The sequence below is a fragment of the Microbacterium sp. CJ77 genome, from assembly GCF_002911615.1.
Taxonomy (GTDB): Bacteria; Actinomycetota; Actinomycetes; order Actinomycetales; family Microbacteriaceae; genus Microbacterium.
Genome location: NZ_PQBR01000007.1, coordinates 431046 through 444295 on the forward strand (window position 1 = coordinate 431046; position 13250 = coordinate 444295).

The 13250-nt window shown below is 68.0% G+C and carries 13 protein-coding genes; 6 read left to right on the forward strand and 7 right to left on the reverse strand.

Annotated elements, in window-relative coordinates:
* Position 1: 1 nt before the first annotated feature.
* Positions 2-589 (forward strand): hypothetical protein, encoded by a 588-nt coding sequence (locus C2868_RS07915; RefSeq protein ID WP_100810635.1) that lies wholly within the window; start codon positions 2-4, stop codon positions 587-589.
* A complete protein-coding gene (locus C2868_RS07920; protein WP_103663116.1) occupies positions 586-2418 on the forward strand; it encodes a type IV secretory system conjugative DNA transfer family protein in 1833 nt (610 codons plus the stop codon). The genes C2868_RS07915 and C2868_RS07920 overlap by 4 nt, the downstream gene beginning before the upstream one ends.
* A 331-nt stretch (positions 2419-2749) precedes the next feature.
* On the opposite strand, the gene C2868_RS07925 is transcribed toward C2868_RS07920, so the two are convergent.
* Genes C2868_RS07925 through C2868_RS07945 form a run of 5 tightly spaced genes read right to left on the reverse strand, consistent with a single transcriptional unit; the run spans position 2750 to position 5217 of the window.
* A complete protein-coding gene (locus C2868_RS07925) occupies positions 2750-3061 on the reverse strand; it encodes a hypothetical protein (RefSeq protein ID WP_100810633.1) in 312 nt (103 codons plus the stop codon).
* Positions 3062-3066: 5 nt separating this feature from the next.
* Positions 3067-3726 (reverse strand): cation diffusion facilitator family transporter, encoded by a 660-nt coding sequence (locus tag C2868_RS07930; protein WP_100810632.1) that lies wholly within the window; start codon positions 3724-3726, stop codon positions 3067-3069.
* On the reverse strand, positions 3726-4283 hold the full coding sequence (locus C2868_RS07935; RefSeq protein ID WP_100810631.1) for a signal peptidase II: 558 nt from the start codon (positions 4281-4283) through the stop codon (positions 3726-3728). Before C2868_RS07935 ends, C2868_RS07930 begins: the two co-directional genes overlap by 1 nt.
* The gene (locus tag C2868_RS07940) at positions 4280-4894 is read right to left on the reverse strand and encodes a cadmium resistance transporter (protein WP_100810630.1); all 615 of its coding nucleotides are present in this window, start codon (positions 4892-4894) and stop codon (positions 4280-4282) included. Before C2868_RS07940 ends, C2868_RS07935 begins: the two co-directional genes overlap by 4 nt.
* On the reverse strand, positions 4891-5217 hold the full coding sequence (locus C2868_RS07945; protein ID WP_100810629.1) for a helix-turn-helix transcriptional regulator: 327 nt from the start codon (positions 5215-5217) through the stop codon (positions 4891-4893). The genes C2868_RS07940 and C2868_RS07945 overlap by 4 nt, the downstream gene beginning before the upstream one ends.
* Before the next feature lie 291 nt (positions 5218-5508).
* On the opposite strand from C2868_RS07945, the gene C2868_RS07950 reads away from it, so the two are divergent.
* From C2868_RS07950 to C2868_RS07965, 4 genes are all read left to right on the forward strand, one after another.
* On the forward strand, positions 5509-5949 hold the full coding sequence (locus tag C2868_RS07950; RefSeq protein ID WP_232711163.1) for a single-stranded DNA-binding protein: 441 nt from the start codon (positions 5509-5511) through the stop codon (positions 5947-5949).
* Positions 5950-5958: 9 nt separating this feature from the next.
* Positions 5959-6573: a hypothetical protein gene (locus C2868_RS07955; protein WP_100810628.1), complete on the forward strand. Its 615-nt coding sequence runs from the start codon at positions 5959-5961 to the stop codon at positions 6571-6573.
* Positions 6574-6711: 138 nt separating this feature from the next.
* On the forward strand, positions 6712-7236 hold the full coding sequence (locus C2868_RS07960) for a hypothetical protein (RefSeq protein ID WP_100810627.1): 525 nt from the start codon (positions 6712-6714) through the stop codon (positions 7234-7236).
* Positions 7237-7307: 71 nt separating this feature from the next.
* On the forward strand, positions 7308-12242 hold the full coding sequence (locus tag C2868_RS07965) for an SNF2-related protein (protein ID WP_181003388.1): 4935 nt from the start codon (positions 7308-7310) through the stop codon (positions 12240-12242).
* A 1-nt stretch (position 12243) separates the two neighbouring features.
* Here the strand turns inward: C2868_RS07965 and C2868_RS07970 are convergent, their stop codons facing one another.
* Together C2868_RS07970 and C2868_RS07975 are read right to left on the reverse strand one after the other, a co-directional pair.
* On the reverse strand, positions 12244-12915 hold the full coding sequence (locus C2868_RS07970) for a hypothetical protein (protein ID WP_146048023.1): 672 nt from the start codon (positions 12913-12915) through the stop codon (positions 12244-12246).
* Complete coding sequence (locus C2868_RS07975; protein ID WP_100810625.1) at positions 12890-13246, reverse strand: helix-turn-helix domain-containing protein; 357 nt, start codon at positions 13244-13246, stop codon at positions 12890-12892. Before C2868_RS07975 ends, C2868_RS07970 begins: the two co-directional genes overlap by 26 nt.
* Between the last annotated feature and the right edge of the window lie 4 nt (positions 13247-13250).

Consider the following 13250-nt stretch of genomic DNA (forward strand, 5'->3'; position numbering starts at 1 on the left):
GATGACCATCGCACTTCCGTGGCGACGCCGCACGAGCCGAGAGACCGATCATGAGGGCTCCACCAACATCCCGGCTGTGCTTCCGGTCGTCACGATGACGGTGCAGTCGGACGCCACACTGCGCGTCCTCGTCGACGGGGAGCAATTCGATCCGTCGACCTTCGCCCCGCCGTGGCAGCGAAGCTCCTTCGCTCAGATCATCAGCTCAGTCATGAAGCAGCGCCGCTCGCCCGTGCGCGTCGTGATGCACGAACTCGACGGCACCGTCTACACGGACATCGTGACCACTCCGCTTCGCCACGTCCCCGACCCGCCCGCGTTGCCCGAGCAGTCGCCTGCCTCAGCACAGGATGGAACCCCCGCACCTGGTAAGACCGACTCGATGCACCTCCTCGCTGTGGCGAACGACGGAGGCTTCGTGCCGGGTGAGGAGGTCGCGGTCGCGGTCATCGTGCGGCACACTGCGGCTAGCCGTGAGGGTGCGACGCGAGCTCAGATCGAGCCGCGCCTGCTCGATCTGAGCCCAACCCATGAGGTCATCCTGCTCGGCCGTGTCTCGGGCACCTGTGTCGTCGACCGCGTGTCATGACCGGCTCGCCAAGGGCCGCAGCATTCGGCGAGCTGACCAATCTCGCACTCGGCGCGCTCATCTGCGCGATGCTGCTGGCCGGAGCCCTTCGCATTGCCGGGAGCATCGCTGCGTTCGTCACGGGCGCGCCTCAACCCACAGCAGGTCTGGAAGCAGGAGTCGGTGTGATCTTCAGCGCCGGCGATCCCGGCGCGGCGCTCGGCTCCGCCTCGCTCAATCCCGTCGCCTACTGGATCACTGCCGCTCTACTGCTCGCCGCGGTCGTCGTAGCGGCGTGGTTGATCTGGCGGTGGGTCCGAGAGCTTGGCAAGCGCGCCAAGGCCGACCCGAGTCGAATCGAAGGGGTCGCTGAGGCGCGCGACGTGCAGCGCGCCGCATCCGAACGCAACCTCCTCGGCCGCGCGCAGACGCTACGCCCATCGCTCGTCGACCCGAAGCCCGAGCAAGTCGGCTACCTACTCGGCCGATCGCGCGGCAAGCGCGTATGGACATCCGTCGAGGACTCGATCCTGCTCATCGGCCCGCCGAGATCCGGCAAGGGCGCAAACATCGTCATCAACACCATCCTCGACGCGCCCGGCGCCGTCATCACGACCTCGACTAGGCCGGACAACCTCACAGCGACCCTCCGTGCTCGCCAGGCGCGGGGCGGCCCAGTTTCGGTGTTCGATCCCCAACACCTCGCCGAAGGCGTGCCAGCAGGACTGCGGTGGTCGCCGATCCGAGGATGCGAACTGCCGCTCACGGCGATGATCCGCGGCACCGGCCTCGCCGCGGGCACCGGGCTCTCCGGCCCCTCCGTCGAGAACGGCGGCTTCTGGGAAGGCAAGACACGCACCGCGCTACAGGCGCTCCTCCACGCCGCTGCCCTCGACCACCGACAGCCCGCCGAACTGTTCCGTTGGACACTCGATCCCGCAGCAGCCGCGGATGCCGTTTCGATCCTCTCGTCGCACCCACAGGCCGCAACCGGGTGGGCGGAGTCGCTCGACGGAATGCTGCAAGCCGACCCGCGCACCCGCGACTCCATCTGGCAGGGCGTCTCGCTCTCCCTCGCATCCCTCGCCGATCCGAGGGTGCTGGAGGCGGTTAGCCCCACGGAAGACGAGCAGTTCGACCCCGAGTCGTTCCTGCGCGACTCCGGCACCCTCTACCTGCTGGCGACAGGGGCCGGAGCCGGAGCGTCTTCGTCGCTCGTCGCGGCGTTCATCGAAGACCTCGTGGAGACGGCTCGGCGCCTCGCGGCGCGCTCGCCCGGTGCGCGGCTTGATCCTCCGGTGTTGCTCGCTCTCGACGAGATCGGAAATCTCGCGCCCCTGCCCTCGCTCCCCGTGCTCATGGCCGAGGGTGGGGGCACTGGGCTGACGGTGATGCCCGTCTTCCAGTCGCTCGCGCAGGCCCGAGGTCGCTGGGGCGACCACGCCGCAACCGCGATGTGGGACGCCAGCATCACCAAGATCGTGCTGGGCGGAGGAACCGACACACGGCACCTCCAGGACTTGTCGACGCTGATCGGCGAACGCGACGAGACGATGGACACGGTGACCATCGGCGAGCGCGGCCTGCGCTCGAATCAGCGGTCGGTTCGGCGAGTGCCGATCGTGAAGGTCGAAGACATCCGCACCCTGCCCCAGGGCACCTCGCTCGTGCTGTTGCGCTCTGCTCCGCCCATCATCACGACGATGCGCTACTGGCTCAACCGACCGGATGCCGACACCTTGCTCGCGCAGCGCGCGGAAGTCGAGAGGGCGATGCGGCCGGATGAGCGGAAGCTCCCCTCTGAAGACTCTGCCCTCGCGACGGATACCGATCAACCCGCAATCGGTTGAGCTGATCGAGCCCGTGGATATCGTCCCACTTGACGGCGATCGCTCATCGGCTCGGATCTGGAAGCTTCCACGAGAACTAGACGAGGTACTCGCAATAGACGGAGTAGCTCTTGGCGGAATAGCGTCGCGAGCATGACGGCGATGGACGAGGTTGTGAGCTGCTCGTGTTGTGGTCGCGAGTACCCGCGGAGGAAGCTTCACGCTCTTGTGGACGGTGCTGCATTCATCTGTCGCCGATGCGCGCTGTGGGTTGCCTTGCGGCTCCGTGGTGATCGGCTGGACGGTGACGGGGATGATCTCGGCGCAGTGCAGCGGTGACTGGAGTTTGGGTTCAGCCGACGTTGATGGCCGCGAGCTGGAAAGGTGTGCCGGTGACGATCAGTCGTAGGTCGTGGAGGGTGTCGTCGATTGTCCAGTCGACGAAGGCGCAGCAGGCCTTCTCGATGGTGACGAGATCCCGGAGGCGGTCGACGGAGTCTTCGACCTTGGCGTAGTGGATGGTGAGGCTGCCGTCCGTGCGCTCGGTGTTGAGGGCATAGTCGGCCTCGAAGGCGTGCCATTTCTCCACCTGCTGCTTCGCGGCGGCGAGCGTGGGAAGGGTGCAGGCGATCGGCTGCTCGTCGCGGGGTCTCGTGTGGGTCACGCTGGCTACTTCTTTTCGCTGTCGGTCTTCTCAAGGGCTTCGAGGACCTCGAACGGGGATTCGAGGTCGCCGCGCCAGGCTTCGATGCCTTCGCGGATGGCGAGGACGGCGACGATGAGGGCGGCGACGGAGTCGGCCCAGGCCCAGCCGAAGAGGCTGTTGAGCAGCAGTCCGATGAGGACAGTACCGGAGAGATAGATGCACAGCAGGAGTTGCTTGGCGTCGGCCTGGACGCTCTTGGAGCCGAGTTCGCGGCCGGTGCGGAACTCGAACCAGGCCAGGGCAGGCATGACGATGAGGCTGGTGACGGTGATGCCGATGCCGACCGGGCTGTGGTCGACCTCTTGCACGCCGGTGAGGGCGAGGATCGCGTCGATGGTGACGTAGGCGGCGAGGGCGAAGAAGGCGATCCCGATCACCCGGACTGTGATCTTCTCCCAGCGTTCGGGGTCTTTGCGGGTGAACTGCCAGGCGATCGCGGCGGCGGAGGCGACCTCGATCACCGAGTCGAGGCCGAATCCGATCAGCGCGGCGGAGGATGCGATGGCGCCGGCGGAGATCGCAATGATCGCCTCGATGACATTCCAGGTGATCGTGAAGCCAACGATGAAGCGGACGCGGCGGTGCAGGGTTGTCCGGCGTGAGTCGGGGAGGGGGTGGGTCATCAGAGGTTCTCCTGGTTGAGGATCCGGCCGGCGGCCGGGGAGGTCGAGTTGGGGGCAGCGTGGGGCGGGCGGTGTAGGATGAGGGTGAGCGCCCAGCCGGCGATGCCGCAGGTGGTGAAGATGTCGGCGACGTTGAAGATCGCGAACCAGTCGACGGCGATGAAGTCGACCACCTCGCCAGTGAGTGGGCCGTCGGTGGCGCGGCTGATGCGATCCCAGATGTTGCCCATCGCCCCACCGGCGGCGACGGCCAGCAGCGCGGTCCCGCCGAGGCTGGTTCCGTTGATGGCGCGCAGCATCGTCCAGGTCACGAGGGCGGCGGCGACCGCGATCAGGGCGATGACCAGCGCCGGGCCCAGCGATGCGCCGAGTCCGAACGCGATCCCTGGGTTGAACACCAGGTCGAGCCGGGCTCCGAGCCCGAGTTCGACGATGCGACCATCGCTCAGGGAGGACAGCGCCCACGCCTTGGTGAGCTGGTCGACCGTGAACGCGGCCGCGATGGTAGCGACGACGACGGCGATGCGGGCCGGGCGATGCGGTGCCGGTCGGCTCATGCCAGGACCTGGAACAGGCGGACGAAGACGCCGGACTCGATCAGGATGTACAGCCCGAGGCCGATGAAGACGGCCGGGACCAGCCAGTGCTCGATCTTCTCCAGGGCTTCGGTCACCTTCTTGTTGGTGCCGATGGTCCGGGCCACCAGGCACCACACGGCGACCAGGATCAAGAACACGATGATCGTGATCACGGTGTCGGGGATCGGGGCGGTGCGGAACACCGGGGTGTAGAGGGAGATGTTGTCCGCGCCGTTGGCGATGGTGATGCCGGCCACCCCGAGCAGCCCGCCCGCGCGGATCGCGGACTCGTCCCCGTCATCGTCGTCCCCGCGGCGGCGGCGGAGGGTGCGGATCAGCCCGTACACCCCGATCCCCAGCGGCACCAGGCCCAGGAAGCCGACCCACTCGTCCGGCACGATCGTCAGGCCCGCCGCGGCGACCACGCTCAGCGCGACCAGGGCGATGAACCCGAGGTACTGGCCGGCCACGACTTTCCAGCCCGGCAGGGCGCCGCGCGTGGACGCGAGGAACAGCACCGTGAGGACGACGATGTCGTCGATGTTCGTCGCGGCGAACAGCCCGACCGCCGCGGCGATGGTCGCGATCATCGGGCGTCGCGACCGTAGGTCGCGCAGAGGTCGACCTGGTAGCCCGTCGCCGCCAGAAGCTGCTCCGCAGTCTCCAGCAGGTCGATCACCTCGGGGGTGGCGACCGCGTAGAAGTTCTGGCGCCCTTCCGCCCGCGCGACCAACAGGCCGCAGTCCCGCAGACACGCCACATGCTCCGACACCGTCGACTGCGCCAGCCCCAGCTCGTCGGTCAGATCCCGCACGCGCGCTTCCCCCTGGCTCAGCCGACGCAGGATCGACAAGCGGCTGGCATCGGCCAGCGAGTGGAACAGCGACACCGCGGCGGACAGCTCAAGAATCATCGGCACCAACCGATCATATCGGCAAATCTCGATGCATGGCTATTGCGGTGGGCGAGAAGCGGGAGGCTATCGCTGGGTCGCGATTTTTCGGCTGCGTAGAGAGCCTGGACTTGGCTCACGACCGCGCCAATACCAGCACCGTTGGTTCACTTTCAACGCATGCCCTACCGTCCTATACTCGAACATACTTTCGCAGCAGCAGTCTGCTTCGGGATACGCGTCAACCGCACGGCGGGACGCGATGCGCACCTGTCCATCAGGAAACCCTTCTGATGAGACAGGAGCATCCCGATGCGAACCAAAGAGTCCCTGTGGGGCTTCTTCGCCAGCGACCCGCAGTTGTCCTTCAACGAGGACGGCGAGGCGCGGCTGTTCGCGTGGATCGGTCAGGAGCAGTTCGAGCGCAACCCGGACGGCTCGTTCACGCAGGGCGAGACGAAGTTCTATCCGTTCAAGATGTTCCGGCGCAGCGCGGAGCACGCTTACGAGAAGTTCGCGCGCGGCGACAACTTCGTCGCCAGCGGCCACGTTCAGAAGTTCAGCTACGAGAAGAACGGGGAGAAGGTCAGCGGCGAGGAGTTCATCGCCACCCACGTCGGTCCTGATGCCGCCCGCACGAGCTACGCCGTCGACCGTGGCCGCTCGCGCTCGCAACAGGTCGAGCGCGAGCCCATCGAAGCGCCGGACCCAACTCTCCCGCAGCAGCCGTCGCCACGCCCGATGGCGCTGTGAGGCGGCGGCATGACCACCGAGGAGTCGCTGTTCCCGGTCGACGATCCCGACTTCGACGTGCCGCCGCTCGAAGAGCCGGAGCCCGACCCTGTGGCTCCTTCGCCGAGACCGGCCAAGGAGCCAGACTCCGAGACGAGCGACGCGCCGGAGCCGCCGCGCCCAGTGAACTGGAACATCCTGACCGCGGCCGAGGCACAGGTGGAGTGGCTGGAGCTGAACGCCTTCGTGAACTGGTTGCGTCACGAGTTCGGGCTGAGTGTGAACGTCGTGCCGCCGTTCTGGCATCGGCATCCGGAACTGGTGTGGCCGCTATCGGCGTTGCGCCAACACTATCTGAATGCCTACGACGCGAAGCAGCACGGCTCGGCTCCGTTCGGCTGGTGGCGCGACTTCTGGGACTTCCAGCAGCGCCTGCGCGACGCGGTGACCGCGTGCGGCACGAAGCTTAACACCGACCGGCCGACGCGGCAGGCCGTGTGGCCGGGTGAGGAGGAGCGCCCCGCCCCCGTGGAGACGGTGATCGCCGACCGTGATGCGGACTTCACGCAGTTCGTCAGGGAGGACGTGGCGCGCAGGCAGGCGATCGAGGACGAGTTCTACGCGCATCTCGCGGCGGAGCAGTAGGTCTCGGGCGGTGACAGGGAATGGCGCGACAACGATCCCCGAAGCCCTGGCCGGGGCAACTGGAGTTCGATCTGTGGGGAGTGGACGAGCCGTCGGCCGACGCCGCGCTCACCATGTCACGCGAGGCTGGGGCGAGCAATGAACAAATACGGGCAGATGGCGCTGTCACACTGGCAAGCGACAGCCCCGAACCGGCTGGCCGACCTGAGCGATCCGATGGTGTTCTTCGAGGCACTGGGCCTGGAGATGCAGGAGCAAGTGACGAACCTCGCGTCGATGCTGGCGGGCAGCGACCTCCGGGGGGAGACTTTCTTGCAGAAGGTCGCCCGGCTGACAGCGGCCCGGAAGCAAGCGGAGGAGGTCGTGATGGCGCAACTGGCGTGGATCACCGACCCGACCCTGCCGCTGGAGCAGGCACGCGAGGAGTGGGAGCAGACCCGTCCCTCCGACGAGAACCTGATCCTCTGGGCCGAGCGGATGCAGGACTCCCCGGATTCGATGCCCTCCTCGACGGACCTGGAGGAGATGGCGAAGACCTGGGCGTTGCCCATCGAGTTTCTGCTGGAGCTCGCGGCAACGGAACCTCCGCGGGAGTACATGAGGGCGAACCAGCCGGCACTCGCCGAGGCGGCGACGATCCGCTTCTTCCGCGAACTGCGGTAGCGCCCCGGTTCGTCCCAGCCTCACAGGACGACCTCGGCCCGTCGGGGGCGAAGGCCCGCTACCGGGCGAACGTGGAGGCAATCCAGCTCATCCACGATCTGAGGTCGACGGGTCGCCCGGCGTCGCCGGATGGTCAGCGCGTGCTCGCGCGTTGGTCGAGTTGGGGCGCGATCCCCGAGGTCTTCGACGACTTGAAGCCGGACTGGGATGCCGAACGTGCGGAGCTGCGTGAGCTTCTGAGTGATGACGAGTGGGATGCGGCGGCACGCACGACAATCAACGCGCACTACACCGACCCGATGATCGCGCGGCAGGTGTGGCGGCTGCTGGACGGGCTGGGGTTCCGCGGCGGCGCGGTCCTCGAGCCCGGCTCCGGCGCAGGCACGTTCATCGGTCTCGCGCCGGACTCGGCGCAGATGACCGGGGTCGAACTCGACCCGCTGACGGCGGCGATCTGCGCCGAGCTGTATCCGCACGCAACCGTGCGGGCCGAGTCGTTCGCCGACACCCGGCTCCCCGAGGGCCACTTCGATGCGGCCATCGGAAACGTGCCGTTCAGCAGCGTCACCCTGCACGACCCGCTACACAACGCCACGCGGCAGTCGATGCACAACCACTTCATCATCAAGTCGTTGCGGCTGACCCGGCCCGGCGGCCTCGTCGCGGTGCTGACATCGCACTACACGATGGACGCGCAGAACCCCGCCGCGCGGCGGGAGATGAACGAGCTTGCCGATCTCGTGGGTGCGATCCGCCTCCCCACTGGCGCGCACCGCCGTGCCGCCGGAACGGAGGTCGTGACCGATCTGCTCGTGTTCCGGCGGCGAGTCCCCGGCGAGCAGATGCGGGATGACGCCTGGGAGACGGTCGCGCAGGTGCCCATCGACGGCGTGCCGATGCGGATCAACCGCTACTTCGATGAGCGCCCAGAGCAGATGCTCGGGGAGGTCGGCGTCGGCCATGGGATGTACGACGCGGCCACGCTCACCATCACGACCGATCTGGCCGACTTGGAGGCGGAACTCGCGGTCGCCGTCGACCAGATCGTGTTCTCCGCGCGCCGCGCCGGGCTGACGATGACCAAGCGCACCGCCGAGCAGCAGGCGCGCCGGGCAGCATTCACCCCGTCGGCGCCGGAGTTATGGGACGGCAGCATCGTGGCGAGCGAAACCGGCGGCTTCCGCACCGTTGTCTCCGGCGCGCTGGAGCCGCTTGCGGTGCCGAAGTCCGCCGAGCGCGAGCTACGCGCCCTGCTGCGTCTGCGCGACGGGGCATCCCGCCTGCTGACCGCGGAAGCGGCGAGCGTGGACGACACCCCCGACATCGTGCTCATTCGCACTACGCTGCGGCGCGACTACCTGAAGTACGTCGGCACCTATGGGGCGCTGAACCGCTATACGCTGCGCCCCACCGGGCGCACGAATGAGGACGGCGAGGAGACCTTCGCCCGCATCGTGCCGACACCGATCCGCCTGCTGCGCTCCGACCCGTTCGGCCCCCTGGTGCTCGCGCTGGAACAGTTCGACGACGAGGATCAGTCCGCGTCGCTTGCCGCGATCATGAGCCACCGCGTGGTGGTGCCGCGCGCCGAGGTGCAGGGTGTCGACAGCCCGGCCGACGCCATCGCCGTCAGCCTCGATCGAACCGGCGGGATCGACCTGCCCCTCATCGCCGACCTGCTCGGGATGAACGACCGCGACGCGCGCGAGGCGCTGGGAACGCTCGTGTTCACCGACCCGGCGACCGATCTGCTCGTCCACGCGCCCGAGTACCTGTCCGGCGATGTGCGGGTCAAGCTCGAAGCCGCTCGCCAGCGCGCCGAGCAAGACCCGACATTCCAGCTCAACGTGGATGCGATCGTCGAGGTGCTGCCCACGCCGCTCGGCATCCAGGACATTCACGCCAAGCTCGGGGCCGTCTGGATCAGCGCCGACGTTCACGAGCAGTTTCTCCGCAGCATCCTGCGCGCGCAGGACGTGCGCGTCGAGAACCCGCTACCGGGAATGTGGGAGATTCGCGGCGGTCGGCAGGGCCTCCCCTCCACCTCCGAGTGGGGCACCCCGCGGCGTCCCGCGCCGGACATCGCGCAGGCTGTGATGGAGCAGCGCACGATGCTCGTCTATGACGAGGAGAAGGACATCGACGGGAAGGTGCGCCGCATCCTCAATCCCGTAGAGACCGCGGCCGCCCAGGAGAAGGCCGACGCGCTTCAGGAGCGGTTCGGCGAGTGGGTGTGGGAAGACCCGGCTCGTGCGCAGGCGCTCGTGGACGAGTACAACCGGCGCTTCAACTCCATCGTGCTCCGCGACTACACGAACGCCGGGGCGTACCTCTCGCTGCCGGGCCTCGCGGCAACCTTCGAGCCGCGCACGCACCAGCGCGCCGCCGTCGCGCGTATGGTGTCCGAGCCTGCGGCGGGCTTGTTCCACGAGGTCGGCGCGGGCAAGACTGCGGAGATGATTATGGGCGCGATGGAAATGCGCCGCATGGGGCTCATCAGCAAGCCCGTCGTCGTGGTGCCGAACCACATGCTGGAGCAGTTCGGGCGTGAGTGGCTCCAGGTCTACCCGCGTGCCCGCGTGCTCGCCGCGTCGAGCCTCGACCTCACCGCCGACAAGCGGCGGCTGTTCGTCGCGCGGGCGGCGGCGAACGAGTGGGACGCGATCATCCTCACGCAGGGGGCGTTCGCCAAGATCCCGCTGCGCGCCGAGACGCAGCAGCAGTACATCCGCGGGCAGGTAGACGACGTACGGCGAGTGCTGGACGAGGCGACCGGCGAGCAGCGGATGAGCGTCAAGCGCATCCAGCGGAAGCTCCTGGCGATGGAGAACAAGCTCAAGGATCGGCTCGACTCCGACCGCGACCGCGGCGTCTGCTTCGAGGACACCGGCATTGACTACGTCATCGTCGACGAGATGCACATGTACAAGAACCTCGCCACGGAGTCGAACATCAGGGATGCCGCGATCGAGGGCTCGGATCGCGCGAGCGACCTGCACATGAAGCTCGAATACCTCCGCTCCGCGGGGCGCGAGCGGGTCGTGACTGCGGCGACGGCGACGCCCATCTCGAACTCGATCACCGAGACCTATGTGATGCAGCGATATCTGCGGCCAGACGTGCTGGAGTCCGCGGGTGTCGGCGCATTCGATGCGTGGGCGGCGACGTTCGGCGAGCTGGTCACGCAGATGGAGATCTCGCCGACCGGCAGCACGTTCCGCATGAAGACCCGGTTCGCGCGCTTCCAGAACGGGCAGGAGCTGCTGCGGATGTGGTCGGTGTTCGCCGACGTGAAGACCGCCGACGACCTCGACCTGCCCGTGCCCTCGCTCGTACAGCGCGACGACGGCAGCCGCGCACCCTCCACCGTCCCGGTGCAGCCGACCGTCGAGCTGGAGCAGTACGTCGCCTCCCTCGCCGAACGCGCCGAGAAGGTCGCCACCCGCCAGGTGCGCCCCGACGAGGACAACATGCTCCTGATCGCCACCGACGGGCGCAAGGCCGCACTCGACATCCGCATGGTCATCCCCCGTGACCCATCCGGGCCGAGCAAGGTCGACGTCGCCGCCGACGCGATTCACCGCATCTGGGAGCGCACCCGCGACAACGAATACCTCGACACGCTGACCGGGCAGCCCTCCACGGTGCGCGGGTCGCTCCAGCTCGTGTTCTCTGATATCGGCACCCCGAACCAGGACAGGTGGAACGCCTACGACGAGCTGCGGCAGCAGCTCGTGCAGCGCGGCGTCCCCGCCGAGCAGGTCAGATACATGCACGAGGCGAAAACCGACGTGGAGAAGGCGCGCCTGTTCGCCGCAGCCCGCGCCGGCCACGTCGCGGTGCTGATCGGCTCGACGGAGAAGATGGGCGTCGGCACCAACGTCCAGGCCCGCGCCATCGCCCTGCACCACCTGGACTGCCCGTGGCGGCCCTCCGACATCGCCCAGCGCGACGGACGCATCATGCGGCAGGGCAACCAGAACGAGGAAGTGGCGATCGTCCGCTACGTCACCGAACGATCCTTCGACTCCTATATGTGGCAGACCGTCGAGCGGAAGGCCGCGTCGTTCGCGCAGCTCCTGCGCGGGAAGATCAACGCCCGCGAGATCGAGGAGATCGACACCTCCGCGCTGTCCGCTGCCGAAGCCAAGGCCATCGCCTCCGGCAACCCGCTCCTGCTGGAGCACTCCGTCATCCTCAACGAGGTCAATCGGCTGCGCCGACTCCAGCGTGCGCACGAGCGCAACGAGGACATGCTCGTCCACACCGGCAATCGCGCCCGGTCAGCCGCTGAGCGCGCCGCCGCGGACATTCGCGGGCTGGAGGCCGCTGCCCCACGGATGATCGACACGAGCGGCGACAGGTTCCACATCACGCTCGGCACGCGCGACTACGACTCCCGCTCCGAAGCCGCGCACGCCCTCGCCGCGTGGATGAGCGACTCCGGGCTGAAGTGGCTGCCGCGGTACGGGCACAAGGATTTCGGAATCATCGGCCGCATCTCAGGCTTCGACATCCACGTCGAGGCCCGCTCCGGGCTCGCCGCCCTCGATGTGACCATCTCCATGCCCGAGGTGCCCCGCTCGGGATTCACGCTGCCGAAGGAGTCGTTCCTGGACGCCGGGCTCGGGCTCGTGCAGCGCATCGAGAACCGCGTCAGCGGCATCCCCTCCCTTCTCGACCAGGCCCGCGAAGACCTGGAAGAAGCCGAGCAGACCGTCGCCGACACCCAGCAGCGCCTCGGCCAGCCCTTCCGCCACGCACAGACCCTCGCCGACGCCGAGGAAGACCTCGCCCGCGTCGAGTCCCAGCTCGCCGCGATGCAGGACGAACCGGCACCTGAGCCCGCCGCGCCAAAGTCCGAGCGCGTCGAGCTGACCGTCGAGGCCGTGCGCTCCTACGAACCGAACCTCGGGTCGCGGGATGGTGCGGGGCGTGAGCCTGCGAACCCGTTCGTCCCCGTGACGCCTCCGGCCGCGCCGCCGGGCAACGCCCCGCGGCTGTAGCTCAGCGGCACTCCGGGCCGAGCCCGTCGACGATCGTGGCGGGGTCGGCGATGATCTGCTCGCAGCGCAGGCAGCGCACGCCGCGAAAGATCACCTCCGGTTCGCCGTGGATGCCGTGTTCGGGTTCGACCTCGTAGAGGTCCGCGTGTGCGGCGAACAGGCGCGGGTGGTTCTTGGCGATGGCGGCGTGGAATTGCGCGGGCGTGGTCGGCGGGTTGAGCTGACGCTCGACGAACAGGTCGATCACCGTCGAGTAGGCATCGCGGGTGAGCCGCGCGGCGAGGAACAGATCGGGGTTCGCCGCCGAGATGCAGACGCTAGCAAGATCGTCCAGCCCGTAGTCGTCCACATCCTCGGTGACCAGGAAGCGCGCGCCCGCGGCCGCAGCATCGGCAAGGATCTGCCGATCCGCGCCCTTCGTGCCTCCGAAGCGCTCCGCACCCGTGCCGGTCGGCCCGAGCAAGACGTCGAATCGCTCCCGGACACTCGACGGCGGCAAAGCCCTCGGGCGCATATGCACCTGGGCCTCCCGCTCGGCAGCCCGGCTCCAGAAGGCGCGGAAGCCGCTCGGCATCCCGCCGACGACCAGCAGAGTCCGAGTGACGGGCTTAGCGATGATGTTCGCGTCCAGGAGAACGCGCGTCAGCTCACTGATCACCGAAGAGGTCGTCACGGAGTTCATCGCGCGTCAGCTCCACGAGGTCGCCCATCGTCTTGCGCCAGTACCGCTCGAACTCCTCGTAGGGGATGCGATTGCGATTGCCGACCTTGACCGCGCGAATCTCCCCCGCCTTGATCTTCCGCGAGATGGTAGGACGAGACACGCCCATCGCGTCGGCGACCTGCTCGGGGGTCATCATGCGGCGCTTCGCCGTCAGCGTCACCGTCTCCCCATCGGCTGCCGCCTGCTGCACATACGCGGCGACCTGCTCCAGCCAAGCCGGGCGTGCCCCGGCGCTGGAGCGCACATCCTCCGGGTTGATCGTCAAGCTCGTCATGGTCATGACC